This is a genomic window from Streptomyces sp. MBT53 (assembly GCF_016654115.1).
Classification (GTDB): domain Bacteria; phylum Actinomycetota; class Actinomycetes; order Streptomycetales; family Streptomycetaceae; genus Streptomyces.
In genome coordinates, this window is the sequence record NZ_JAEQAZ010000015.1 from 34,430 (window position 1) to 59,026 (window position 24,597).

The window sequence follows — 24,597 nt, forward strand, 5'->3', positions numbered from 1 at the left end:
CCCGGTCAGTCCAGCGGCTTGCGGTAGTGGATGCGGTCGTACGGCCCGTCCGTGCGCCGCTCGACGACCTCGTAGCCGAACCTCGGGTAGATCTGCTGGTTCTCCCACATCAGCGCGTTCGTGTAGAGCCTGACCTCGGGCAGGCCGAGCGCACGCGCGCGTGCCTCGACGAATTCCAGCAGCCGCCGTCCCACCCCCGTGCCGTGCGCGTCGGGGTGGACGGCGATGCTGTCGAGGAACAGGTGGTCGGCACGCTCCTCGATCACCACGAGGCCGATCACGGGGTCCCCCGTCACGAAGACGCGCCCGGCGGCCACATTCGCCATGTGGTCCGCCTCCATGGGCTGCGGCACCACACCGATGCGCGCGATGTAGTGGCCGTACGCCATGTCGGTCACGGCCTTCACGGCCGGTACGTCGGTGGGGACGGCCGCGCGGACGCCGGTGGTCACGGGCGGTGTCCGGCGGTGTGCGTGCTCATCACGAGCATCCGGACGCCCTCCGTGCTCGTCCACGGTCCGTGTTCCATGTCCGGGTGGCGGTAGGCGTACATGCCCGCGGTGAAGGTCTCGCCGAGGCGCAGGTCGGTGAGGTCGCCCTCGAGGATGTACACCTCCTCGAAGTAGTCGTGCCGGACGGCGCCCTGGGCGCTGGTGTCCGTCCCCGGTTCGTAGTGCTGGAGCACGGTGGAGTCCCCGGAGACCGGGTCCACGGCCAATTCCTGCTCCCACACTCCCGTGGGCGCCCCGTCCGGCCGCCGCCAGGGTGTCTCGGGGCGATGGAACTCGGACTGCGGTCTGCTCATCTGCGACACCTCTCCACCCTCACGACACCCGGCTCCCTGAGCCCTCGGTTAGCCCTGCCTTAACACGACCATAAGGATCTCTGTCCCCCGTCTCCAGCAAGCGATTTCGCGGTTTCCAGGGGCTAGCTTCTGATCACCCCACGGGATTCGTCCCCCGCGCCGCGAACCGTTCGAGGAGTTGGAGTTCCGCCATGCTCGCACGCCGCAAGGCCGTCGCTGTCGCCGTCCTCGGCATGGCTCCCCTCGTACTGACCGCGCTCGCCGCGGCGCCCGCGGCGGCCCACGGTTCGATGGGGGACCCGGTCAGCCGGGTCGCGCAGTGCTACGCGGAGGGGCCGGAGAACCCGAAGTCGGCCGCGTGCAAGGCGGCGGTCGCGGCCGGTGGCACACAGGCGCTCTACGACTGGAACGGCATCCGGATTGGCGACGCGAACGGGCAGCACCAGACGCTGATCCCGGACGGCAAGCTGTGCAGCGCGAACAACGCGGAGTTCAAGGGCCTCGACCTGGCCCGCGCGGACTGGCCGGCGACCAGCGTCAGCAGCGGCTCGTACTCCTTCAAGTACCGTGTGACCGCACCGCACAAGGGCACCTTCAAGGTGTACCTCACCAAGTCCGGCTACGACCCTTCGCAGCCGCTCGCCTGGGCCGACCTGGACCTGAAGCACCCGGTCGCGACGGCCACCGACCCGGTCGCCTCGGGCGGCTTCTACACCTTCTCCGGCACCCTCCCCCAGCGCTCGGGCAAGCAGCTCCTGTACGCGATCTGGCAGCGCTCGGACAGCCCGGAGGCGTTCTACTCCTGCTCGGACGTCAGCTTCGGCGGGAGCGGTGCGGGGGCCAACGGCAGTGGTGCGGCGGGCAGTTCGGCACCGACACCCACGTCGGCCGCTCCCGCCCATTCCACTCCCGCGCCGTCCGCCTCCGCCCCGTCCGACGAGCAGATCGCGGCCGGGGCCGACAAGTCGACCGTAGAACACGACGGTCACGGGGACGCGGACGCGAGCACCTCGGCGGAGCCGGTCGCCGCGACGGAACAGGTCAACGGGCCCCAACCCGCGGGCGGTTCGCAGGATCTCGCGGCGACCGGCAGCAACGACAGCTCGCCGTATCTCGTCATCGGCGGCGCGGCCTCCCTGGCACTCGGCGCCGCGGCCCTGTTCGCCTCGGTCCGCCGTCGCGCGACCAACGGCGGTGGACGGCACGGCCGTTAGTACGGCCGTCCAGGGGGCGGGGTCTGTCCGGCGGCTCAGGTCGGACAGACCCCGCGGTGTGCGAATCGGCTGTCAGCTCAGTGCCGACAGGCAGTTGGTGGTGGTCGCGTGCGCGGGATCGAGGGCGTTGGCGACCTCGTGGAAGGCGATCCGGTCCGAGAGCCCGAGCAGCGCGTGCTCGGAGAGGTCGAGTGAACACAGGTTCTGGATCAGCACGTTGTGCACGTCGGATCCGCTGAGGAACTGGCTCCTGTACGGCGTGACGACCTCGTCGTACCTGGTGGCGATGACCGTGTAGTGGACGCCGGGGACGGTGTCGCCGCCCGCGTTCAGCTTGGTGAGGAAGGCCGAGCCGGCGATCTGGTCGGCGAGGGCGGGAGTCGCCGACGAGATGACGTCCTCGGCACCCGGGAAGTACGGCAGGAGCTTGGTGAGTCCGTCGAGGGTGGTGCCGTGGTTGTCGGGCGCGATGCCGACGAAGGTGTCCACCTTGGCCGCTCCGCCGAGGAACTTGAGGTAGTAGCGGGGCATCATGCCGCCCTGGGAGTGACCGACGAGGTCGACCTTGGCGGCGCCGGTCGCGGCGAGCACCGTGTCGACGTAGGACTGGAGTTGTTCTGCCGACTTGTCGATGGGGCCGAGGCCGTAGATGAGGGGGACGCCGGGGAGTTGGCCGTAGTCGAGGGAGAAGACGCAGTAGCCGCGGGCCTCCAGGTACGGCGCGAGAACCAGCCAGTTGTCGGTGCTGTTGGCGAACGTTCCGTGTACGAGGACGACCGGGTCGGGGTGGGCGGCGGAGGGCTTGCACGTGTAATCGTTCCAGCCGGTGCTCGGGGCGCTCGCCGCGTGGGCGGCGGTGGGGAGAGCGGCGACCGCGGCGGTCAGGAGCAGTGCGGTCAGGGGTCTGAGCACTCGTTTCCAGGGCAGCATCGTGTGATCTCCTTGCGGCTCAAGGGAGTTGCGACGGCCTTACGCCCTGTGATCCGGATCACAAGAATGCTGTTCTCTCATCAAGTTACGAGCGAGTAGGTGAAGCGTGAAGTTACGCGTCAGTAAAAACTTCCAGTGATAACCAGTCACCAGGTCGGCCTGATGGGACCGTAGGGCGCAATACGCACCAAACGGTCACACAACACGCGCACTTCACTCTCGCCCAGCAATTCGATCCACGGCCGCACGGCGTCGGCGGCGGCCTCCTCCGCGGCGCGCGTACAGGCCCAGCCGCGCTCGGTCAGCACGATCAGCCTGGCGCGCGCGTCGACGGGATGCGGACGCCGCTCGACATAGCCCTTGCGGACGAGTTCGTCGACGAGCTGGCTCGCCGCCTGCTTGGTCACCCCGAGGTGGGCGGCGAGTTCGGTGACCGTCGCACCGTCCGGGGCGAGACGCACGAAGGCGAACCCGTGCGCGGGCCGCACCCCCTCGAAGCCGCGGGCGACGACGCCCTCATTGATCCGTTGCGTGAGCCCACCGGCGACGGCGAGCACGGCGGCGGACAGGGCGAGGGCCTCGGAGTTCTGCACGGAGGCATTGAAACACCCTTGACGAACTGGTCAAGCAGCTTGACCATGGAGTCATATAGTCAAGCAGCTTGACCATCTTGAGAGAGGCCCACACATGCCCGTCGTCCGCTCGGCCGAAGCCGTCACTCACGAGATCCACGGCGCCCGCTTCGTCTCGTACGCCCATCCCCGCACCGGCAGCAAGGAGTTGTGCGCCTGGCGCGGCGAGATCCCCGCCGGTACCAAGGCGCCCCTGCACACCGTCAGCCGCGAGGAGATCCTGCACATCCTCGAAGGCGAGCTGGTCGTCACGCTCGACGGCCGCACCGAGCGGGTCGGTGCGGGCGACACGCTGATCATCAACCCCGGGGCGACCTTCGGCGCCGAGAACCCCACCGACCGCGCCGTGATCACCTGGGTCACCACGTCCATCGGGCTGGAGGCGGAGCTGGCCGACGGGACGCACATCGTTCCGCCGTGGGCCAACTGACCGGCGCACAAAGGGAGTCCGGGTTCGCCGCTCTCGGGGCGGCCCACGCGGAACATGAGGGCGGCGAAGAGTCGACGCCCCCTGCGCCCCCCCAGCACCCGGTCGGTACGACGTTTCCGTTCCGTAAGGTTTTCGACCGCCCCGGCCACGCCGAACGGGACGAAGCTGAACGATGAGCGCGGGCGGGTACCGCCGCGGACGTACCGGTACGGAGAACGGAGTGACCATGTTGGTCCGTGGTATCGGCGGGATCATCCTCGTCGTGCTCGGCGCGGTCTGGATCGCGCAGGGCACCGGCGCGATGAACGGCTCGGCCATGTCCGGCCACGGCCAGTACGCGGTGCTGGGCGTGGCGGTCGCAGTGATAGGGCTCTTCCTGCTGGTGCGGGCCTGGCGGGTACGGAACAACGACCGCCGCCAACACCTCTGAACGCATGGGCGGTTCTCAGTCGGCCAGGGCGGCCGGGCGTACTGCCTCGGGTCCGAAGCGTCGGCGGGCCCGGTCCGCGGCGGCTTCGACCGCGCGGGCGCGGGTGTCCGCTGGATCCATGGAGAGCTGGCGGTAGGCGTTGCCGGCGGGCCGCAGGTCGTCGGCGCGGAGCACGAAGGCGCGGACGCGGGCGCGTTGCAGTCCGAGGGAGGTCAACAGGCCCAGGGCGGTGACGGCGAGGGCGGGTGAGTGGTCGGTGGGTTCCGGCAGGGCGCGGGTGCGGGTGGTGGAGGTGCGGTCGGCGTAGCGGACCGTGAGGGTGAGCCGACTCGCGAACTGCCTTTCCCCGCGCAGGCGTTGGCCGATCCGGTCGGCAAGTCCCAGGACGGCCCGGTGGTGTCGGTCCGGGTCCAGACAGTCCCGGCTCAGGGCCAGGTCGGCGGCCATGTGTGCCGCCGGTTCGGCGGGGACGATCGGGCGGGGGTCGTGGCCGCGGGCGCGTTCGGTCAACAGCCGTGCCTGGCCTGCCCCGAGGAGCCGTTGCAGGGTCGCCGGAGGCAGGTCGGTGAGCTGGCCGATGGTGTGCAGGCCGTACCGGTGCAGCGTGTCCGCCGTGGCGCGGCCGATCCCGGGCAGTGCGGTGACCGGCCGGGGGTGGAGCCAGTCGGCCGCCTGACCGGTGGGCACCAGGGTGGTGTCCCCCGGGGCGGACACGTCGGCCGCCATGGCTGCCAGCATGCGGTTGCCCGCGAGGCCGGCGCTGCTGTCGATGTCGTAGAAGGCCTTCAGTCTCATCTTCACCGTCTGGACCGCGTCGTAGGCGGACATGTCGAAGTACCGGAGCGCCGACGTCAGGTCCACCTGAAGGGCGTTGGGCGGGATCGCCTGGACGTGAGGCGTGATTCCGGACACCAGTTCGATTATGTCGTCGTACTGAGCCTCGCTCAGCGCGGTATGCAGATGGAAGTGGGCGATGGACCGCTGACGTGTGCTCATCCCGTTCATCCCGTTCATCCCGCACTCCCCGGGCTGCGGTGGCCGAACTTCTTCAGGTCGGCGGAGCGGGTGCCGGCGGGCTGGAGGTCGGCGTACGGATGCAGGCGGGCACCGGTGGTGCCGTTGGCGAGGGTGCGCTGCGGCTGGGCGGGGGTCGGATGCGGACGGCTCGCCCCGAGGAGGGCGAGGGCGGCCTCGGGGCCGTTGTCGCGGCGGGCGCCCGCGATCTCGTCCAGGTCCCAGGCCATGGAACCGACGACGGTACGACGGGTGCCGCGCACCTGGACCGTGCCGCGCACCAGCAGCAGCCCGCTGTGGAAGACGGTGTACGCGCAGGCCGGGTGGGAGTCCTCGAAGAACGCGAGGTCGACCAGGCCGGAGCCGTCCTCCAGGGTGACGAAGATGATCCGCTTGCCGCTCGCGATCGGCGGGGTCTGCGTGGAGGCGCGGACCCCGGCGACCAACACCTGCTGGCCCGCGCGCAGTTCGGCCAGGTGGGCCGCGTCCGTCGCGCCGATCTCGCGCAGCAGCCGGTGGTGGTGCTCCATGAGGTGCCTGGAGACATCGATGCCGAGCGTCTCCAACTCGGCACTCAGCGCCTCGCGTCCGGTCAGCTCCGGCAGCCCGCTCGGCTCCGCTCCCCCGACAGCCCCTGTGTCCATGGGCAGTTGACCGGCTCCCGCGGTCCGGTTGCGGGACTGCCGGTGCAACTCGGTGATCTGGAGGAGGAGATCACGCCGAGTGAGCCGGCCGTCGTGCAGAGAGGTCAACGCGCCGATCTCCGCGAGCCGTTCGGCGACCGGTCTGCTGGGCCGGGCCCGCTGCCAGAAGTCGGAGAGCGATCCGTACGGTTGTCCCTCCTCGATCCGCGCACCCTCGTCCTCACTGATGCCACGCACCCCGGACAGTGCGAGCCGCACGCCCCACTCCTCCTGCTCGGTCATCTCCACGACGTGCTTCACCTTCGAACGGTTGATGTCGACGGGCAGGATCGGCACGCCCCGGCGCCGGGCGTCGGCGACCAGGACGCGCTTGGGCCACATCCCGGGATCGTGTTCGAGCAGGCCGGACAGCAGGAACGCCGGATAGTGCGCCTTCAACCAGGCGCTCTGCAGGGCCGGTACGGCGAACGCGACCGCGTGGGCGCGGCAGAAGCCGTAGGCCCCGAAGGCCTCGACGGTCTCCCAGACCTCGTCCCGGACGGCCGCGCTGTAGCCACGCGTGCGTGCCTTCTGGTGGAACCAGACCTTGATCCGGGGCAGTTGGTCCTTGTCACCGAGGGCCCGCCGGGTGATCTCTCCGAAGGCCCGCTCACAGCCGGTCAGCACACGTAGCGTCTCGATGATCTGCTCGTGCCAGATGGTCACGCCGTAGGTGTCGGCGAGCACCGGCTCCAGGTCCCGGTGCGCATACACCGGCGTACCGCCGTGACGCGCGGCGATGTACCGCTCGGGCATGCCCCCGGCGACCGGGCCCGGGCGGAAAAGGCTGATGTCGGCGATGACGTCCTGCACATCACGGGGTTGCAGTCGGGACAGCAGATCCTGCTGGCCGGGAGATTCGAGTTGGAACAGCCCCAGCGTCTGGCTCTCCTGGATGAGCTTGAACGCGAACACGTCGTCGAGCGGCACCTGTTGGGGGTTGTCGAGGTCGATGCGGTTGCCGGTGGTGCGTTCGATCTCGGTGACGGCGTGGGCCATCGCGGACTGCATCCGGACGCCGAGGACGTCGAGTTTGATGTTGCCGAGTGCTTCGATCTCCTCCTTGGCGGCCATGGCCATGGGGTAGTCGCCCTGCGGGGTGGGCTGCACGGGCAGTCGGTCCAGGAGTGTGGCGTCGCTGATGACGACTCCGCAGGGGTGCATGGCCATGCCGTGGACCAGGGAGTCGAGTCCTTCGGCGAGTTCCCAGAGGGGGCCGAACCGGTGTGCCTCGCCTGCCAGTTGGCGTAGTTCGGGCAGTTCGGCGAGGGCGCTGGTGATGTCGGAGGCGCGCAGGTGCGGGAAGCTCTTGGCGATCCGGTCGACGTCGGCCGGGGCGATCCCCAGCGCGAGGCCGGTGTCGCGCAGCGCTCTGCGGGCCCGGTAGGTCTCGGGCATCGCGGTGACCGCCACCCGTTCCTTTCCGAAGCGTTCGAAGATCGTGTCGTAGCACTCCAGGCGGCGGGCGGACTCCACGTCGATGTCGATGTCGGGCAGTGATTCGCGGCGCCTACTCAGGAAGCGTTCGAACAGCAGGCTGTGGTCGAGCGGGTTGGCGGTGGCGATGTCCAGCGCGTGGCAGACCAGTGAGCCGGCGCCGGAGCCGCGGGCGGCGACCCGGATGCCCTTGGCCCGGATGTCGGCGACGACCTGTCCGACGGCGAGGAAGTACGCGTCGTAGTTCCAGTGGGAGATGACGGCGAGTTCCTCCTCCAGCCGGTCGAGTGCCGCCCGGTCGCGGTCGAGGCCGCGTCGGGCCAGGCCCTCCTCGGACCTCAGGCGCAGCAGCCGGGCCGCGCCGCCCGCCTCCAGCGCGGCGCTCGCCTCCTGCCCGGTCCCGAACAGCGAGGGTTCCGGGAAGTGCCGTCTGCCGAGGCCGAGGTCCACGGGGGCCACGGCACACGCCTCCGCCGTGTGCGCGGTGTCCGCCATCAGCCGACGGGCCCGCCGCGTGTCCGCTCCGGCGGACTCGGCGATCATCCGCGCCACGACCGTCATCTCCTTCTCGTCCTTGAGCCAGCGCTGTCCGCTGTCCAGGCGGCGCCGGTCGATGGGTCGCAGCAGCCGGGCCGCGTCCAGGACGTCGGCGAGGCGGTGCTGGCCGGGGTCGGCGTAGCGGACGGCGTTGGAGAGCACGGCGGTCGTCCCGGTGCGGTCGGCCAGGGCGAGGGTGCGGGCGGCCAGGCGCAGGGAGCCTGGACCTGTGCCGAAACGTTTCTGCGCTACGGCCTCCAGCCGGACACCCCGCCCGAAGATCTCCTTCCAGGGCGCCAGCAGCTTCGTCGCGACGTCCTCCCGACCCACCGACAGTGCCCGCACCGGCTCCGAGAGCGGCCCGAGGAGCACGGTCAGGCCGGGGCCGCCGTACGCGCGCAGCGCCTCCCACGGCACCACCACCGGTGCCGCGCCGGACGCGGTGCCGGCGTGGGCGGCCGAGGTGATGCGGCACAGCCGCGCCCACCCCTCCCGGTTCTGCGCGAGCAGCACGAACCGCAGCGGCGGCTCGATCACGTGCGCGCCGCCGCGTGCGGGGGTGCGAGGGCGTTGTGCGGGCGGCGGGGGTGCGAGGGCCTCCACCGCCAGGTCGATGCCGAAGATCGGCCGGACCCCCTCCTTCGTGCACGCCTGCGCGAAGCGGACGGCACCGGTGACCGTGTCCCGGTCGGTGAGCGCGAGGGCCGCGATCCCGCGCTCGGCCGCCCTGCCGACCAGCCGCTCGGGATGGGAGGCGCCGTAGCGGGCGGAGTAACCGGACGCGACGTGCAGATGGGCGAAGCCCGCCATGCCGCACCTCCATCACTCCACCCCTTTTCAGCCATCCGCCCGATATGTTCATCGTACGTCCGTTCGATTACCCTAACCCCATCAGCCCCGGTCAGCGACCCACGTCAATCCCGGTCGGCGACCCACATTCGAACACATCAGCGATTCCTTGGGGAGATGCGCGGCGCCCGGAACAGACACCACTCCGTCAGCTCCCCACCCGGGTCGGACAGTTGGGAAAAAAACATTTTCGAATGCCAGTGCGACATCCGTTCGGCCCCTTCCCGCCTGCGCGAACACCCTGCCGCCGAGACCGTGGGGGCATGACAGAGACCCCCGGTGCCGGTACGTCCCGTACGTCCTTTCTCGGTGAGGTGAAGGACGCGGTCAGCCTGCGGGCCACCCTCCTCGTCATCGGTGTGGTCGCCCTGCAGCTGCTCTTCATCGCCTCCTATGTGGGCGCGCTCCACAACCCGAAGCCCCGGGATGTGGCTTTCGGGGTTGTCGCGCCCGGGGTCACGGCCGAGCAGACGGTGGCCCGGCTGAAGCAGCTGCCCGGCTCGCCGCTGGATCCGCGCACGGTGCCGGACGCGGCGAGCGCGCGGAAGCAGATCCTGGACCGGGACATCGACGGCGCTCTCGTCATCGACTCACGCGGCATCAAGGACACGCTCCTGGTCGCGACCGGCGGCGGCACGGTCCTCGCGACCACCCTGGAGACGATCACCGCCACCCTGGAGAAGGCCGAGCAGCGCACGATCAGAGTGGTGGACGTGGCTCCGGCCTCGTCCCAGGACTTCGACGGGCTGTCGTCCTTCTATCTGGTCGTCGGCTGGTGCGTCGGCGGCTATCTGTGCGCCTCGATCCTGGCGATCAGCACCGGCGCCCGGCCCGCCAACCCGCGCCGCGCGGTGATCCGGCTGGTCACCATGGCGCTGGTCGCGATCGTCGGCGGGCTCGGCGGCGCGGTGATCGTCGGGCCGATCCTGGGCGCGCTGCCGGGGAGCGTGATGGCGTTCTGGGGGCTCGGCGCGCTGATCACCTTCGCCGTCGGGGCGGCGACCCTCGCCCTGCAGGGGGTCTTCGGGGTCGTGGGCATCGGGCTGGCGATCCTGCTGGTGGTGATCGCGGGCAACCCGAGCGCGGGCGGCGCCTTTCCGCTGCCGCTGCTGCCGCCGTTCTGGAACGCGATCGGGCCCGCGCTGCCGCCGGGCGCCGGTACCTGGGTGGCCCGCTCGATCGCCTACTTCAAGGGCAACGCCGTGACCGGGCCGCTGCTGGTGCTGTCGGCGTGGGCGCTCGCCGGGATCCTGGTCACCCTGCTGGCGGCGACGCTGCGGCGGAAGCACGAAGACCTTCTGGACCGGCCGGGGTCGGTCAGCCCGTAACCACCCTTCGTCGCAAGCCTGTTGACGTCGTGAAGTCCCGTCCCCTCGCGCGCGGGGCGGGACTTCGCGACGTCGTGCGAACAGCGTCCTACGACAACTCAGCCGATCTGCGCCCCGAACGTCGACAGCGCCTCGGTGACCGGCTGGAAGAAGGTCTCACCGCCCGAGGCGCAGTCGCCGCTGCCGCCCGAGGTGAGGCCGATCGCCGCGTCGCCGTCGAAGAGCGAGCCGCCGCTGTCGCCGGGCTCGGCGCAGACGTCGGTCTGGATGAGGCCGTTGACGATGTCGCCGTTGCCGTAGTTCACGGTGGCGTCCAGGCCGGTGACCGTGCCGGTGTGCACCTGGGTCGTCGAGCCGCTGCGGGTCACCTTCTCGCCGACGGTGGCGTCGGCGGCGTGGGTGATGGGCTGCGAGGAGCCGTTGTAGAGGTCGACCGCGCTCGGGTGGGCGACGTCCGAGGTGTACTTGACCAGGCCGAAGTCGTTGCCCGGGAAGCTGGATTGCTCGTTCGTGCCGATCTCGTTGCCACTGGAGTCGGTCCAGGTGGAGATGGCCTCGGTGCAGTGCCCGGCGGTGATGAAGTAGGGCGCGCCGCCCTTGACCACGTTGAAGCCGAGCGAACAGCGGCCGCCCGAGCCGGTGATGGCGTCGCCGCCCGCGATGAAGGGCTTGAACTCCCCTGCGGTGCGCCGGAGTTCGGCCTTGCTGCCGAGCCCGTCGACGACCTTGGTGAGTTTGGCCCACTCCGCGCTGGAGACCGTGCGGTCCGCGGTGACGACGACCTTGTTGGTGGTGGGGTCGGTCGCCCATGAGGTGCCGGGGATGGTGGCGTCCTGCTTCAAGGTCGTACGGGCGCCGGTCAGTTCGGCGAGGGAGTGCTCGACGATTCTCGCCTTGGCGCCCGCCGCTTCGACGGTGTCGGCGGCGGCCCGGTCGAGCACGTTGACCACGAGGCTCTTGGTCTTCGCGTCGTAGAACGTGCCGGCCGCGTCGGTGCCGAGGTTCTCGCCGAGCGTCGAGGCGAGCTTTCCGGCCGCCGGGGCCGAGAGGGTGCGGAGTGCGGCCGGCTTCGATGCCTCGCTGGCGTTCGCACTCTGCAAGGTGATTCCCGCGACGACCAGCGCGGCTATGCCCGCGCCCGCCACGGCCGCCCGTCGCCTGGATATGCGTCGGTGCTTCAACTCGTGTCCTCCTGTGGGGGGTCGGTCCGGCAGGTCAGAGGGCCCGATGGACCGAAAGGTAGGTTGACGGGCACCCACTCTTCCCAACCTCACAGGGGGCGCACAAGGTCGACTTCAGGTCGCGCGCGGGGCACGGCCGCACGCCCTCATCGCCTTGACTGTTCACGGTCACCCCAGGCCGTTCGCACTGCAAACACCGCGTGCGAGCGGCGGCCATCAGCCGGTGAGGACTAGTCCTGTCCGGAAATCGATCCCTCGGGTTCCGGATCCGAGTGGGACTCGGCGGGCGGGAGTTGCTCCTGCACCGGTTGCGGTGCCACAGGTGCCACAGGGGTAACCGGTGCCGCGGGCGCCGCAGGTGCGGCCGGGGCGGCTCGTTCCAGGAAGCGCAGCAGTTCCACCGGGAAGGGGAGGACGAGGGTCGAGTTCTTCTCGGCCGCGACCGCAACCACCGTTTGCAGGAGCCGGAGTTGGAGGGCGGCGGGCTGCTCCGACATCTGCTCGGCGGCCTCGGCGAGTTTCTTGGAGGCCTGCAACTCGGCGTCGGCGTTGATGATCCGGGCCCGGCGTTCGCGGTCGGCCTCGGCCTGGCGGGCCATCGAGCGTTTCATGGTCTCCGGGAGGGACACGTCCTTGATCTCGACACGGTCGATCTGCACGCCCCAGCCGATGGAGGGGCTGTCGATCATCAACTCCAGTCCCTGGTTGAGCTTTTCGCGGTTGGAGAGCAGATCGTCCAGGTCGCTCTTGCCGATGATCGAGCGCAGCGAGGTCTGGGCCATCTGCGAGACGGCGAACCGGTAGTCCTCGACCTGCACCAACGCGTCCGCCGCGTCGACGACCTTGAAGTAGACGACCGCGTCCACCCGGACCGTCACGTTGTCCCGGGTGATGCCTTCCTGGGCGGGCACGGGCATCGTCACGATCTGCATGTTGACCTTGCGGAGCTTGTCCACGAACGGGACGACCATCGTGAAGCCGGCCCCGCGCACTTCGGGCCTGAGCCTGCCGAGCCGGAACACCACGCCCCGCTCGTACTGTTTGACGACTCGCGCCGCCGCCATCGCGTACACCACTCCGACGGACGCGAGTGTCACTCCCGCCGTCACCAGCTCCTCGACCATCACGGCCCCCCAGGGTCCGACGTGGGCGCATCAGGTGCCTGCTCCGATACCACGACGGTAACTCCGTGCTCGGCACAAGAGCGAGCCCCCGCACGCCAGTTGCGTACGGGGGCCCACCCGCTGCCGGCTGCAGTCCGGAGCGGAGGTGCTGCGGGTGGACGTCAGCCGACGCTCACTCCGTAGTAGCTCAGCGCCTCGGTGACCGGCTGGAAAAAGGTCGTGCCGCCGGAGGTGCAGTCGCCGCTGCCGCCCGAGGTCAGACCGTAGGCCACGGTGCCGGCGTACAGCGGACCGCCGCTGTCGCCGCCTTCGGCGCAGACGGTGGTCTGGATCATCTGGTACACGATGTCGCCGCTGCCGTAGTTGACGGTGGCGTTCAGCGCGGTGACCCGGCCGCTGTGCGTGCCGGTGGTGGAGCCGCGCCGGTAGACCGTCGTGCCCACGGCCGGAGTGGCCGCGCTGGAGATGGTCTGGCTGCCGACCGCGCTCGGGTGGGCGATCGAGGTGTTGGTGTACCTGACCAGCGCGAAGTCGTTGGTCGGGAAGCTGTAGCCGACGTTCGTGCCCAGCGTCGTGGTGTGCCCCGAGTTGGAGTACCAGGTGGAGGCGACCTCACCGCAGTGGCCGGCGGTCAGGAAGTAGTACGTGCTCCCGCTGTGCACGTTGAAGCCGAGCGAGCAGCGGTAGGCGCCGCCGTAGATGGCGTCACCACCGGTGATCAGCTTCTTGAACTGACCGGCCGTGTGCTTGATGGTGAGCGCGCCGGCGGTGCTGCCCGCCTGCGCCTTGATCTTCGCGATCTCGGCCTGGGAGACCGTGCTGTCGACGGTGACGACGACGCGGTTCGTCTTGGCGTCAACCGCCCAGGCGGTGCCCGGGACATCGGCCTTGAGCACGGACGAGTTGACCGCGGAGAGCTGGGTCGCGCTGAACGTCTGGGCTTCGCTCGCGTTCGCGGTGGGGACGGCGAACGCTGCAGCGGCGACGAATCCGGTGGCCACGGCGATCAGCCCGGTCCGTCTCGCGATTCCGCTGCGCGGGGTGGTGCGCTTGATCCTCACGTTTCGTTCCCTCCTAGGGGAATTCGGGGGCCCGCGTGGGGTCGGGGCCCGTGAGGCGCAGTCGGGGGCGGGCGTCCGGTTTTCGAACAAGCCGTGTCCCTGACAAGCGCTGTGGGGGAGTATTCGGCTGCGTGACCGACGGGCGCAAGGGCGCCTTTCGGCCGTACAGCCTTCAACTGGCCCACGATCTACGCGAGTTGATCACCCCGCCGCCGACAGCCACATCCCGGCCCACCAGGGCCGATGCCCTGTCTACCGAAGGGTGCGCTCCCCCGCCTCGATCGCGACGCCCAGCGTATTCCCCGGCGGCGGGAAAGGGCAGATGAAATGGTCGGCGAACGCGCACGGCGGGAGCACCGCCCGGTTGAGGTCGACCGTCGTGCGCCCCTCCGCATCGGGCGCGTCGGGATACAGGAACCGGAACCGGTAACTGCCGTGCCCGCTCGTGGAGTCGGCGAACACCGCCCACAACCCCCCGTCGTCCTGCACCGCGACCTGGAGCGTCACCTCCGACCCGTCGAGCCGGAAGGCGAGTTCACCCGAGAGCCCGAGCCCGCGCCGGACACCGTCCGCCGCGTCCACGCGCACGAGGCGCCGGGTGTCGTACGGCGTGAAGCGCGCCGGCACCGAGAAGCGCGGATCGTGGGGCGTGGCCTCGATGCCCCGGAACGCGCGGCGGGCCGCCGAGTCGGGGTCGTAGTCGCGCACTCCCCAACCGCCCTCGCGGATCAGGACGACCAGCCGTCGCTCGTCGAGGCCGACGCGGGCCGTGCCCACCGGGCCGGTGTCGGCGCCGAGGCGGACCGCGCCGGTGAAGGGTTTCCCGTCGAGGGTCAGTCCGGTCCGTTCGTCCTCCGGTGCGCTGAGGACGACCGCGTCACCGTCGAGGAGCCACACCCCGGGGATCCCCGGAAGGTGCCCGTCCGGATGGTCCTCCAGCCAGTACGTGCCGGTCAGGGCGAGCGGGCCGTAGGGCGCGGACACCGACTCGACGCGGTGCTCGTGCCACTGCTTCCACTCCACGACCGCGTCCGAAGGCATCCTGGTCACCCCTTGTCTCCCGGTTCGGCGAGCCCGAGATGTGAGCGCAGGGTGGCGCCCCGGTATTCCGTGCGGAACGCGCCGCGTTCCTGGAGCAGCGGCACCACCCGGTCCACGAACTCGTCGAGCCCGCCCGGCGTGAGATGCGGTACCAGGATGAAACCGTCGGCGGCGTCCTGCCGTACGAAGGTCTCCAGTTCGACGGCGACCGCTTCCGGGGTGCCGATGAAGGACTGCCGGCCGCTCGCCTCGATCACGGTCTGCCGGATGGACAGCCCCTTCTGCCGTGACAGAGCCCGCCACTTCTCGGCCGTCGCGACGTTGTCGCCGCGCCGGGTCCGCCCCTGGGTGAGCGCGGCATCCGGCACCGGGTCGAAGTCGGGGAACGGGCCGTCGGGGTCGTAGGAGGAGAGGTCCGTGCCCCAGACCTGTTCCACGGCGAGGATCGCGTTCTGCGGGGAGACCTGCTGCCGCCGGATCTCGGCGGCCCGCTCCTGCGCCTCGGCCGCCGTGTCGCCGAGGACTACGGTGACCCCGGGCATGATCTTGAGGTCGTCGGCGCTACGGCCGTACTTGGCGAGGCGCCCCTTCACGTCGGCGTAGAAGGCGCGGCCGTCCTCCAGCGTCCCGTGCCGCGTGAAGATGACGTCGGCCGAGCGGGCCGCGAACTCCCTTCCCTCCCCCGAGTCCCCGGCCTGGATGACGACCGGGTGCCCCTGCGGTGAGCGCGGCACGGTGAACTCGCCCGCGATGTCGAAGTGTTGACCCCGGTGGGCGAAGGGGCGGGAGAGTCCGTCCGGGGACCAGGAGTCCCACAACTCCCGTGCCACGTCGACGAATTCGGCCGCTCGCGTATAGCGGTCCGCGCGGTCCAGATATCCCCCGCGCCGGAAGTTCTCGCCGGTGAAGGCGTCCGAGGAGGTCACCACGTTCCAGGCGGCCCGGCCGCCGCTGAGATGGTCCAACGTGGCGAGTCTGCGGGCGAGTTCGTACGGCTCGTTGAAGGTGGCGTTGACCGTGGCGGCGAGGCCGATCCGCTCGGTGACGGCGGCGAGCGCGTTCAGGACGGTGAGGGACTCCGGCCGGCCCATCACGTCCAAGTCGTGGACACGGCCCTTGTGTTCGCGCAGCCGCAGCCCCTCGGCGAGGAAGAAGAAGTCGAAGAGTCCGCGCTCGGCGGTGCGCGCGAGATGCTCGAAGGAGGAGAAGGCGATCTGCGACCTCGACCGCGGATCGGCCCACACGGTGGTGCTGTTGACGCCCGGGAAGTGCGCCGCCAGATGGATCTCTCTACGAGAGTTGCGCGGGCGTACGGTCATGACGCTCCCCCGGTCACGGCGTACCGGTTGGCGGGCCGGGCCAGGCCCAGGTGCTCGCGGAGCGTGCTGCCCGGGTAGAACGTGCGGAACAGGCCCCGGTGTTGGAGCAGCGCCACCGTGCCGTTGACCAGCCGTTCCAGGTCGCGGCGGGGTTCGACGGGCGTGAGGTGGAAGCCGTCGACGGTACGGTCGCCGTGCCAGGCCGCGATCAGTTCGGCGAGGTCGACCGGGCCGCCCCGGTACAGCGGGCCGTGCGCGGTCTGGCGGGGGCCGCCCCCGCCGTGGCCCGGTTCGGCCGCGTGCTCGCCGTCGCCGAGGTCGACGACGAGGCTCACCAGGACCCGCAGGCTGTCGGGGTCGCGGCCGAACTTCTCGGCGGACGCCCGCAGTTCGGCCCGTACGGCGCCGGCCTGCGCGGAACTCGCCGCGCGGACCAGGGCCACATCGGCGTACCGGGCGGCCGTCCGCCGGGCCTGGCCCTCGGTGGCGTCGACCACGCGGACGGGGTGGCCCTGCGGGGGTCTGGGCACGATCGAGGGGCCCTTGACGGAGAACGCGGAGCCCTGGAAGTCGACGTGGTGCAGCTTGTCGCGGTCGACGAAACGGCCGGTGGCGGCGTCCCGGATCTCGGCGTCGTCCTCCCAGCTGTCCCACAACTCGGCGGCCACCTCGGCGACTTCGCCGGCCTCCTGCCACAGCGCGTCGGCGGGCGCGGCGTGGCGGCGGCCGAAGAGCCGGGCCTCGCCCTCGGTGGTCGACACGTCGATCCGCCAGCCGGCCCGGCCCCGGCTGACCCAGTCGAGGGTCGCGACCGCCGCCTGGACGTGGAAGGGCTCGGTGTGGGTGGTGGTCACGGTGGGCACCAGGCCGATGCGGCCGGTCGCGGGGGCGACGCGGGACAGGACGGCGAGGGCGTCGGGGCCGGGGCGCGCGAAGGTGTCGTCGAGCGTCACGAAGTCGAGTCCGCCGCTCTCGGCGAGCCGCGTCAACTCGACGTAGGAGCCGGCGTCATAAGCCGACCGCTGGTCGACGGCGGCGGCCAGATGCAGGCCCCGGCCGTGCGAGGAGGTCATGGGAGGGAAGCCTTCCTGTCGTTCGGGAGCGCCTCGGAGAGGGCCAAGTCCTCGGTGAAGTGCGGGACTTCACCGGCCGGCTGGGGGTCACGCGGCGGCCCGACACGCAAGGTCCCGGAGAAAGGCGAGTACGGCCCGTGCGGTGGCGTCGTTCTGCCGGAAGGCGGGGCCGCCGGTGCGCGGGCGGGTGAAGGCGCCCGGGGTCCGGACGTCGGTGTAGGGGCCGAGCGCGAAGCGCCGGGGGTGCGGTCGTCCGGCCGCGTCGAGGATGCGGCCGTCGGCGCGGTCCACCCGCAGCAGTCCCTCCGGGGTCTCCACGGCGCCGTCGGCGTGCAGTTGGCGCAGCAGCGGGTCGAGGGCGCGTCCGACGGTGGGCTCGGGCAGCCGGGCCTCGACGAGCGCCCGCGCCTCGACGGTGACGCCGGGCACGGTCGGGCTGGACGCCCGGAACACCCCGTCCTCGGCGGTCACGGCCATGTCCGCGCCGACGAACCGCACGATGCCGGCCCGGGACAGCGCGAGCAGTTGGCGCAGCCGGGGTCCGGGCGGCCCGGAGGCGAGATAGCTGAAGAAGCCGTGCCACCAGGGTCCGATGTCACCGAGCCGGATCAACTGCACGTAGACGGAGAGCAGTCCGAGGAAGACGGACAGGTCCGGGCTGCGGGAGGGATCGTGACGGCGTGTCAGATCGGCCTCGACATAGGCCCGCAGGCCCTCCTGGAACGCCTCCTGCGACGGATACCGCACCCCGTCCAGCGGGCGGTCGAGCGCCGCGAGGTCGAGCCGGTCGGCGGGGTCGGGCACGGCGGACGCCACGAGCGCCTCGCGCTCCGCCGTCTCCCCGGCCGCGTACTTCTCCTCGAAGTCGGTCCAGGCGATCGCCGTCCGCTCGGGGTGCACACCGAACAGCCGGTGGTAGTGCGCGAACCCCAACTCCTTCTCGATCAGCGGCCATACGTCCCGCCGGAAGTCGAAGCCTCCGGGCCGCGCGAGGATCGCGTCGACCTCGGAGGGCCCGAAGAACCGTGGCAGCGGCGGCCGTTCACCGGTCCACTCGTAACCGATCTTCGAGTGGTACGGCACTCCGCGCCGCGAGCCGACGTACAGCACCGGCTCCTGCCCCGAGGGGACGTAGGTGTCGCCGTCGTGGCGTCCGCCCCGTCCCTCGGTGAGCAGCACCATCAGGTCGACGAAGGCGAGTCCGAAGCCGCGGACGATGACGGGTTCACCGGGTGCGAGGGAGGTGAGGTCGCTGTCGGCGGTGAAGTCGGGCGGCAGGTGGACCAGGTCGTGGGCGCGGGCGTAGGCCGCCAACTCGTGCTGCTCCTGGTCGAGTTCGGCGTCGAGGTGGCCGATCGCGAGGACGACGAGGTCGGCGGGGAGCGGGTGTGGGCGGCCTTCGAGCCACACCTGCTGGCGTCCTTCGCGCGGGCCGCTCACCCGCAGGGCCCGCTGCGGGTGGTGGTGGACGGTGACACCCGGCGGCAGTGCGGCCACGGCCTCCTCGTGCACCCAGCGCAGATAGGCGCCCTGGAGCTGCCGGTCGGCGAAGGTGGAGCCCTCGATCTCCGCCCATTCGTGCAGCGTGGGGCCGGGGCGTACCGGCCCTTCCATGACCACCGTCTCGTCGGTGAACATGGTGACGTCCTCGGCGTGCGAGTTCATCCACAGCAGCGGCGACTGGGCCGCGCGCCAGATGCGTCCGGCGCCCGGCTGATGGGGGTCGACGAGGTGGATGTCGAAGCCCCCGGCACCCTCTGTGCCCGAACCGGCGTACAGCTCCGGCGCGTTGGCGGCGATGCGCTCGATGAGACCGGTCCCCCGCGGCCCGGCCCCGACGATCACGAGTGAGGGCCTGGTACCCGGGGCGGCGGATATGGGGGTGGGAATGTCGGAAGGCATGCGAAGACTCCGTGACGTGAGCAACACGGGCGAATGCCTTCACACAGGGCGCCTCGCGGCGCCGTACGGCCGAGCCCCTCAGCAGGGCCGTTCTCCGACTGTACGGCGCCGTTTCCCCTCGCTGTCAAGGAAGTCCACACTGTGAGCAGTACGTCTCATCTCGGTTGACGCCCCACCGGATGCCTGTTCCACTTAGTTCATGCATCGGCAGCAGTGGCTGGTCAAGCGCTCCCACATCGACCTCGGTCGAGTGTGGTCCTCTTCCTGTTGAGCTGACCCACTGCGCGTCCCGGTCGCCGGAGTCTCCCTCCGGCCGTGCGCCTCACGTGTTCTTCCGGTCCACCCGTTCCGCCTTCACACGCACCCCTCCCCTCGGGTTTCGTCCGCACTTCCTCCACCACAGCTATCGGGTCAGCGCGGCCGTACGCCGTCGCGGTGTCGCCCGGACCCCGATCACCCGGTCCATCAGCGCACCGAGCACATCGCGTACGGAGTCCCGGTTGCGCGCGTCGCACTCCAGCACGGGTACGTCCGCGCTCAGCCCGAGCGCCTCCCGGACCTCTTCCACGTCGAACCGGTCGGCGCCGTCGAAGCGGTTCACGGCGAGGACGAAGGGCGCGCCCTGCGACTCGAAGTAGTCGACCGCCGGGAAGCAGTCCTCGATCCGCCGGGTGTCCATGAGGACCACCGTGCCGAGCGCGCCCTCCACCAGGTCGTCCCAGAGGAACGAGAACCGGTCCTGTCCGGGCGTCCCGAACAGATAGAGCGTCATCGTCGGATCGAGCGTGATCCGCCCGAAGTCGAGGGCGACCGTCGTGGTGGTCTTCGCCTCGACCCCCACCAACGAGTCGACGCCCACGGAGACTTGGGTCATCGCCGCCTCGGTGTCGAGGGGTTCGATCTCCGAAATGGCCCCGATGAAGGTGGTCTTGCCGACCCCGAGGCCGCCGCTGACCACGATCTTCACGGCCAGCGGCACGATCTTGTCAGAGCGCCCGGACATGGTCCCTGATCCTTTCGAGCATCGGGAGCGGCAGCTCCGCGGGTTGCCGGCAGGCGAGTTGCCCGGCGACGACGAGGTCGGAGATGAGCACCTTCGCCACTCCGAGAGGCACCCCGACCCGGTGCGCCACCTCGGCGACGGTCGTCGGCCGCTCGCACACCGCGACGATGTGGCGCCGCTCGAAAGCGAGCGACGGATCCGGCACGCCGACGGCGACGACCAGCGTCTCCAGCCGCAGATCGGCCTGGAGGGGCTCGGACCGGCCGCCGGTGATGATGAACGGCCGGACGAACGTCGCGTCCTCGTCAGGTTCTACGTCCCTGGACTGTTCACCGTTCACCGTGGCAACGCCTGTCGCAGATCGGCGATGAGCGTCGGGGTGAGCAGATCACCCGCCCGCTCCGCGAGCACCGCCATCTCGTAGCCGACGAGGCCCAGTTCACCGCTGCTGTCGGCGAGGACACCGAGACAGCTGCCGTCCCGGATCGCCGAGACGAGCAGGAAACCCCGGCCCATCTCGATCATGATGAGCTTGACCCCGTCGAAGCTGTACCGCTTGGACGCGCTGCGGGCCAGACTGCTCAACCCCGAGACGATCGCGGCGAGATGGTCGGCCTCGGTCCGTCCGAGCCCGTCCGACACGGCGATCAGCAGTCCGTCGGAGGAGACGGCGACCGCGTCCCGTACGCCGTCGGTGCTCTTGACGAAGTTGGCGAGCAGCCAGTTGAAGGTCTGCGAGTCGTGCTGGATGTCGACGGCGGTCACTTGGCGGCACCCTCGTTCGTCTCGGCGTTCTGCTGCTTCTCCTTCTCGACGCTGATCCCGCCCCGCATATGGGCGCTGCGCAGGGTGGAGAGCATCCCGGAGACCTGTTCGGGGGTCCGCTCCGGGTTGGGCGGTGCTGCGGGGGTGGTCCGGTCGGTGCGGTCGGTCTCGCTCACCGCTGCCGCGATACCGCTGCGCTGGGGCCGCTTGACCAGGCCGTTGCGGGTGCGCGCGGCGGACGAACCGCCCTTGGCGGCCATCGGGGCGACCGCCGGTTCGGGCTTGGGCTCCATGTCCGTCTCCGCCTTCCTCGGTGCCGGGACCGAGGGCTTCGCCTCGACCGCCTTCTCCGTCAGCAGCGCCGCGGGAATCAGCACCCGCGCGACCACACCGGCCGCCGGCGCCTCGCCGAGCCGTACCTCGATACCGCACTTGCGGGCCAGCGCGCCGACCACGAAGTGGCCCAGGAACCGGGTGGGTTCGGCCATGAAGCTGGCGGTGCCGGAGAGCCGTACGTTGGCCTCGGCGAGGGCCTGGTTGTCCATGCCGAAGCCATGGTCGACGATCGCGACCAGATAACCGGCGCTGGTGCGCCGCCCCTCGATCTCCACGTCGGAGTCCGGCGGCGAGAAACTCAGCGCGTTCTCCACCAACTCGGCCAGCAGGTGGGCGATTTCGACGACGACGGAGCCGGTGACGAACGCGGGCTCGATCCGGCGCAGGGTGACCCGGCGGTACTCCTCGACCTCCGAGAGCGCCGCGCGCAGCACGTCGTTGACGGCCAGCGGGGTGGACCAGGGGCGGGGGCTGGACTCCCCGGCGAGCACGAGGAGGCTCTCGGCGTTGCGGCGCATACGGGTGGCCAGGTGGTCGAGTTCGAAGAGGTTGGCGAGGGTCGCCGGATCGGCGTCCTCGTGCTCCAGCTTGTTGATGAAGCTGATCTGACGGCGCACCAGGTTCTGGTTGCGACGGCCCAGGCTCACCAGCGAGTCGGTGGCGTTGCGCCGCAACACGGCCTGCTCGGTGGCGAGATCGAACGCGGACCGCTGCACCCGGTCGAACGCCTCGGCCACCTCCCGGACTTCGGCCCCGGCCCGGTCGGTGACGACGAGCCGGGCGGGCGGCTGCGGCGCCGCCCCGGACGAGCCGTCCTGTACGGCGGCCACGGCCTGCGGCAGCCGGGTCCCGGCCACCTCCCGTGCCTGCTGGGCGAGTTCGACCAGCGGCGAGGAGACGGACCGCACACAGTCGAGGGCCAGCGCGCCGAGCGCGGCGACCGTACCGAGCGCGAGCAGCAGGAACAGCAGCAGGTCGCGCTGGGCCGAACTCTCCAGCTGCGCGGCCCGGTTCTCGACATCGGTGCCGAGGCTGATCTGCACGCCGCGCATCCCGTTGATGGTGGAGGTCGTCGCGTCCCACCAGGCCATGGGCGGGATGACGCTCGACTTCAGCTTCCCGGTGCCGTGCACCGCCTTGCTCTCGTACGCCAGCGTGCGCTCGGCGTCGGGCGTGGTCAGGGCGGTGTTCAGGCGCCGTTCCTGCACAGCGGTGGCCGACCGCGGGAAGGCGTCGAGGGCGGCGAGGCGTCCGGCGCGGATCTCCATGAACCGGCCGTAGTCGTCGCCGCGGAACTTCCCGGCGCGTACCGAGCCGAGCACGATGGCCCGCTCCTCGCCGGTGAACTCCTTGGCGTTGCCGAGGACTTGAAGCGCCTGGTAGGCGTCGCGCAGCGTGCCGTCGTGGACGTCTCCGAGGCCGAGGTCGAGCCGGTCCAGGACGGTGATGGTGGTGGTGAAGTAGTCGAAGGTGTCCTTCACCACGCCGGTGCCGTCGTCGGCGTCCTTGCGGATCCCGTCCAGGCCGTCGAGCCGGCCCAGGGACTCGCGCACGGAACCGGCGGCCGAGTCCTCGCGCCCCTTCAGGGCCAGGTCCAGCTGCTGGCGGGCGGCGTCGGTCGCCTTGCGCTGCGCGGGCAGTTTGGCGCTGAACTGCCGGACTCCGCCCACGTATCCGGTGGTGAGCCCGCGCTCCTTCTGGAGTTCGTGCACGAGTCCCTGGAGGGTGATCTCCAGGCGGGCGTTGTCGGCGGTCGCGGAGGCGTTGCGGTAGGCGGAGATCTGCTCGGTGGCCGCGATGCCGAGCAGGGCGAGCAGGACCGCGAGAGCGAGGACCAGAATCCTCAGCAGCCTGGCGCGGATGCTGGTGGTCGCTTTTGTTGTGACGTCCACTGAAGTGCCTTAAGTGGGTGGCGAGTTGATCAAGAGTCGAACCTGAGGCAGAAATGGTTCTGCTCCCGCCCAACGACCCTCACGGCACACCGGTCACCGGATCATGTTTTTGTTTTACCGCGCCGAAACACGGGCCTCCCGGCCCCGCAGGTCGGCAATACCTCGCGAGCCGGTCGTATACAACGGTGGTGACTCCCCGTCACCGTCACGCTCAGCAGTCACAGCACGAGAGACATTCACAGCACTCGCAGCATTCACAGGCGTCACAGCACGAGCAGTCGCAGCTGGAGCAGCACCCCTCGCGCCGCCGCCGCGACCACGGTCCCTCGAACTCGTCGGCGCAGCACACCTTGCAGGTGCAGCACAGCCCGAGCGCGGCGGCACACCCGGCCCAGAAGCCGCGCTTGTCGGGCCGTGGGGGTTCACCGCCGAAGGGGTTGCCGCCGTGCGGATTCCCACCGTAGGGATTGCCGTCGTGGCGCGGATCGCCCGGCAGATAGGGGGTCTGCGGCGGTCCGAAGGCGGCCCGCGGCCCCGGCGCCTGCCCATACCCGCCTCCGTTCCCGCCTCCGTTCCCGTGTCCGCAGGACTGGGTCCCGAAGGCCCGGTCGACCGAGCGGCCGAGCTCGTGCGCGAGCAGCAGATGCGCCAACTTGCCGTCCGTGAAGGACGTCTCCCGCAGCGCGAGCCGTATCCCGTGCAGCGCGTCGTCGGCCAGGCGCCGGGCCTCGGTGAGCGGGGTGCCGGTCGCGGTGAGCGGGTTCCAGGCACCCGACGCCGCGTCGGACTCCCGGTCCTCCACGGCGTCCAGGAGATGCGCGAGCCGGCCGAAGAGGCGCCCGGCCTCGGCGAGCGGTACGGCGTTGCCGGGCCGTCCGGCCAGGAGCGCGGTGTGCGCGAAGGCGGCCGCGGTGGCGGTCTCGGTCGGTTCGGTGACGGTCAGGATCTGGGTGCCGGGCCCGGCGAGCGCCTCGATGCCGAACTGCCGCTCCACGGCCTCGACGAGGACACCGGCGTCGAACCCGACGCCCGCGCCGGTCCGCGCCCCGGCCCGCCCCCAGCTCCCGGCGACCCGCCGCGCGGCCAGGGCCACGGGCTTGCGGGCCAGCAGCCCGTCCCCGTCGGCGACATGGTCACGCACCTTCGCGGAGGCGAGCACCAGCGAGACGGCCGCCGCGAGGCGCGCGCCCTCGCCCTGCGCGACGGACGCGGTGCGCATCCCGCGCAACGGGCAGGGCCCGGCCGTACGCCGCCAGCCGCCGGCCTCCCGCTCGACCTGAGCCTCCGTCAGGACCGAGAGCAGCAGCCCGTCGTAGTTGGTGACCACCCGCGCGAGCTGCCCGTGGTCTCCGCGCAGCGCGAGGCACAACCCGCACAAGTGCGCCATCCACTGGGCCTTGAGGCTCTCTCCGAGCCGATGACTGCAGGGCCTGACCATTCCGAACACGACGATCCCCCGTGGCGTGTACGACATCTGACGTGGCGTTCACTACGACGCCCGGTGGGCGTTGAGCGGCCGCATCGCATCGACCACTCCGTTCACCCGTACGCACCAGCCATCACCCGGACGCCGGGAAGAATCATATTTCACTCTCAGTCAGCAGCCGCATG

The 24,597-nt window shown here is 70.7% G+C and carries 22 protein-coding genes; 4 read left to right on the plus strand and 18 right to left on the minus strand.

The annotated features are described in order from the left end of the window. Positions 1-5: 5 nt before the first annotated feature. Both JHN45_RS07980 and JHN45_RS07985 read right to left on the minus strand, forming a co-directional pair. A complete protein-coding gene (locus tag JHN45_RS07980; RefSeq protein WP_201048537.1) occupies positions 6-452 on the minus strand; it encodes a GNAT family N-acetyltransferase in 447 nt (148 codons plus the stop codon). Further along, positions 449-805, minus strand: coding sequence for a cupin domain-containing protein (locus JHN45_RS07985; RefSeq protein WP_200713390.1), 357 nt, complete (start codon positions 803-805; stop codon positions 449-451). Before JHN45_RS07985 ends, JHN45_RS07980 begins: the two co-directional genes overlap by 4 nt. Before the next feature lie 191 nt (positions 806-996). Between JHN45_RS07985 and JHN45_RS07990 the strand changes: the two genes are divergently transcribed. After that, positions 997-2,019, plus strand: a complete 1,023-nt coding sequence (locus tag JHN45_RS07990; protein WP_201048538.1) for a lytic polysaccharide monooxygenase — start codon at positions 997-999, stop codon at positions 2,017-2,019. Between the two features lie 72 nt (positions 2,020-2,091). Here the strand turns inward: JHN45_RS07990 and JHN45_RS07995 are convergent, their stop codons facing one another. After that, positions 2,092-2,949, minus strand: coding sequence for a triacylglycerol lipase (locus JHN45_RS07995; RefSeq protein WP_201048539.1), 858 nt, complete (start codon positions 2,947-2,949; stop codon positions 2,092-2,094). Between the two features lie 146 nt (positions 2,950-3,095). Continuing rightward, positions 3,096-3,542 (minus strand): MarR family winged helix-turn-helix transcriptional regulator, encoded by a 447-nt coding sequence (locus JHN45_RS08000; RefSeq protein ID WP_201048540.1) that lies wholly within the window; start codon positions 3,540-3,542, stop codon positions 3,096-3,098. 94 nt (positions 3,543-3,636) lie between these two features. Between JHN45_RS08000 and JHN45_RS08005 the strand changes: the two genes are divergently transcribed. Both JHN45_RS08005 and JHN45_RS08010 read left to right on the plus strand, forming a co-directional pair. After that, on the plus strand, positions 3,637-4,011 hold the full coding sequence (locus tag JHN45_RS08005; protein WP_200713403.1) for a cupin domain-containing protein: 375 nt from the start codon (positions 3,637-3,639) through the stop codon (positions 4,009-4,011). Positions 4,012-4,237: 226 nt separating this feature from the next. Continuing rightward, positions 4,238-4,441, plus strand: a complete 204-nt coding sequence (locus JHN45_RS08010) for a hypothetical protein (RefSeq protein WP_200713394.1) — start codon at positions 4,238-4,240, stop codon at positions 4,439-4,441. Between the two features lie 15 nt (positions 4,442-4,456). Here JHN45_RS08010 and JHN45_RS08015 read toward each other — a convergent pair whose 3' ends face one another. Together JHN45_RS08015 and JHN45_RS08020 are read right to left on the minus strand one after the other, a co-directional pair. Further along, entirely contained in the window at positions 4,457-5,437 is a 981-nt protein-coding gene (locus tag JHN45_RS08015) for an ImpB/MucB/SamB family protein (protein WP_201048541.1), read from the minus strand. Between the two features lie 14 nt (positions 5,438-5,451). Continuing rightward, positions 5,452-8,922 carry a DNA polymerase III subunit alpha gene (locus JHN45_RS08020; protein WP_201048542.1) on the minus strand — a complete coding sequence of 1,157 codons (3,471 nt, stop codon included), beginning with the start codon at positions 8,920-8,922 and terminating at the stop codon, positions 5,452-5,454. A gap of 302 nt (positions 8,923-9,224) precedes the next feature. Here JHN45_RS08020 and JHN45_RS08025 point away from each other — a divergent pair, with 302 nt between their 5' ends. Next, entirely contained in the window at positions 9,225-10,289 is a 1,065-nt protein-coding gene (locus tag JHN45_RS08025) for a DUF3533 domain-containing protein (protein ID WP_201048543.1), read from the plus strand. A 98-nt stretch (positions 10,290-10,387) separates the two neighbouring features. Here JHN45_RS08025 and JHN45_RS08030 read toward each other — a convergent pair whose 3' ends face one another. The 12 genes from JHN45_RS08030 to JHN45_RS08085 form a co-directional block, all read right to left on the minus strand. Next, positions 10,388-11,470 (minus strand): S1 family peptidase, encoded by a 1,083-nt coding sequence (locus JHN45_RS08030; protein WP_201048544.1) that lies wholly within the window; start codon positions 11,468-11,470, stop codon positions 10,388-10,390. A 230-nt stretch (positions 11,471-11,700) separates the two neighbouring features. Then, positions 11,701-12,594, minus strand: a complete 894-nt coding sequence (locus JHN45_RS08035; RefSeq protein ID WP_201048586.1) for a slipin family protein — start codon at positions 12,592-12,594, stop codon at positions 11,701-11,703. A 161-nt stretch (positions 12,595-12,755) separates the two neighbouring features. After that, positions 12,756-13,655 (minus strand): S1 family peptidase, encoded by a 900-nt coding sequence (locus tag JHN45_RS08040; RefSeq protein WP_200713399.1) that lies wholly within the window; start codon positions 13,653-13,655, stop codon positions 12,756-12,758. Between the two features lie 252 nt (positions 13,656-13,907). Further along, positions 13,908-14,696 (minus strand): DUF1684 domain-containing protein, encoded by a 789-nt coding sequence (locus JHN45_RS08045; protein WP_201048545.1) that lies wholly within the window; start codon positions 14,694-14,696, stop codon positions 13,908-13,910. Between the two features lie 5 nt (positions 14,697-14,701). Further along, positions 14,702-16,015, minus strand: coding sequence for an NtaA/DmoA family FMN-dependent monooxygenase (locus JHN45_RS08050; RefSeq protein WP_201048546.1), 1,314 nt, complete (start codon positions 16,013-16,015; stop codon positions 14,702-14,704). After that, positions 16,012-17,088, minus strand: a complete 1,077-nt coding sequence (locus JHN45_RS08055; RefSeq protein WP_201048547.1) for an LLM class flavin-dependent oxidoreductase — start codon at positions 17,086-17,088, stop codon at positions 16,012-16,014. The genes JHN45_RS08050 and JHN45_RS08055 overlap by 4 nt, the downstream gene beginning before the upstream one ends. 87 nt (positions 17,089-17,175) lie before the next feature. Then, entirely contained in the window at positions 17,176-18,990 is a 1,815-nt protein-coding gene (locus tag JHN45_RS08060; protein WP_201048548.1) for an FAD/NAD(P)-binding domain-containing protein, read from the minus strand. 403 nt (positions 18,991-19,393) lie between these two features. Beyond that, on the minus strand, positions 19,394-19,993 hold the full coding sequence (locus JHN45_RS08065) for an ATP/GTP-binding protein (protein WP_200715774.1): 600 nt from the start codon (positions 19,991-19,993) through the stop codon (positions 19,394-19,396). Next, the gene (locus JHN45_RS08070; protein ID WP_019074894.1) at positions 19,977-20,333 is read right to left on the minus strand and encodes a DUF742 domain-containing protein; all 357 of its coding nucleotides are present in this window, start codon (positions 20,331-20,333) and stop codon (positions 19,977-19,979) included. Before JHN45_RS08070 ends, JHN45_RS08065 begins: the two co-directional genes overlap by 17 nt. Then, positions 20,330-20,758 (minus strand): roadblock/LC7 domain-containing protein, encoded by a 429-nt coding sequence (locus tag JHN45_RS08075; protein WP_200715773.1) that lies wholly within the window; start codon positions 20,756-20,758, stop codon positions 20,330-20,332. The genes JHN45_RS08070 and JHN45_RS08075 overlap by 4 nt, the downstream gene beginning before the upstream one ends. Next, positions 20,755-22,986 carry a nitrate- and nitrite sensing domain-containing protein gene (locus JHN45_RS08080; RefSeq protein WP_201048549.1) on the minus strand — a complete coding sequence of 744 codons (2,232 nt, stop codon included), beginning with the start codon at positions 22,984-22,986 and terminating at the stop codon, positions 20,755-20,757. The genes JHN45_RS08075 and JHN45_RS08080 overlap by 4 nt, the downstream gene beginning before the upstream one ends. Positions 22,987-23,197: 211 nt before the next feature. Beyond that, positions 23,198-24,460, minus strand: coding sequence for a DUF5685 family protein (locus JHN45_RS08085; protein WP_236583483.1), 1,263 nt, complete (start codon positions 24,458-24,460; stop codon positions 23,198-23,200). Positions 24,461-24,597: the final 137 nt, after the last annotated feature.

Coding starts and splice junctions, on each gene's coding strand:
- JHN45_RS07985 (WP_200713390.1), bottom strand. CDS start 805: ATGAGCAGACCGCAGTCCGAGTTCCATCGCCCCGAGACACCCTGGCGG.
- JHN45_RS07990 (WP_201048538.1), top strand. CDS start 997: ATGCTCGCACGCCGCAAGGCCGTCGCTGTCGCCGTCCTCGGCATGGCT.
- JHN45_RS07995 (WP_201048539.1), bottom strand. CDS start 2,949: ATGCTGCCCTGGAAACGAGTGCTCAGACCCCTGACCGCACTGCTCCTG.
- JHN45_RS08005 (WP_200713403.1), top strand. CDS start 3,637: ATGCCCGTCGTCCGCTCGGCCGAAGCCGTCACTCACGAGATCCACGGC.
- JHN45_RS08010 (WP_200713394.1), top strand. CDS start 4,238: ATGTTGGTCCGTGGTATCGGCGGGATCATCCTCGTCGTGCTCGGCGCG.
- JHN45_RS08015 (WP_201048541.1), bottom strand. CDS start 5,437: ATGAGCACACGTCAGCGGTCCATCGCCCACTTCCATCTGCATACCGCG.
- JHN45_RS08020 (WP_201048542.1), bottom strand. CDS start 8,922: ATGGCGGGCTTCGCCCATCTGCACGTCGCGTCCGGTTACTCCGCCCGC.
- JHN45_RS08025 (WP_201048543.1), top strand. CDS start 9,225: ATGACAGAGACCCCCGGTGCCGGTACGTCCCGTACGTCCTTTCTCGGT.
- JHN45_RS08035 (WP_201048586.1), bottom strand. CDS start 12,594: ATGGTCGAGGAGCTGGTGACGGCGGGAGTGACACTCGCGTCCGTCGGA.
- JHN45_RS08045 (WP_201048545.1), bottom strand. CDS start 14,696: ATGCCTTCGGACGCGGTCGTGGAGTGGAAGCAGTGGCACGAGCACCGC.
- JHN45_RS08050 (WP_201048546.1), bottom strand. CDS start 16,015: ATGACCGTACGCCCGCGCAACTCTCGTAGAGAGATCCATCTGGCGGCG.
- JHN45_RS08055 (WP_201048547.1), bottom strand. CDS start 17,088: ATGACCTCCTCGCACGGCCGGGGCCTGCATCTGGCCGCCGCCGTCGAC.
- JHN45_RS08060 (WP_201048548.1), bottom strand. CDS start 18,990: ATGCCTTCCGACATTCCCACCCCCATATCCGCCGCCCCGGGTACCAGG.
- JHN45_RS08065 (WP_200715774.1), bottom strand. CDS start 19,993: ATGTCCGGGCGCTCTGACAAGATCGTGCCGCTGGCCGTGAAGATCGTG.
- JHN45_RS08085 (WP_236583483.1), bottom strand. CDS start 24,460: ATGTCGTACACGCCACGGGGGATCGTCGTGTTCGGAATGGTCAGGCCC.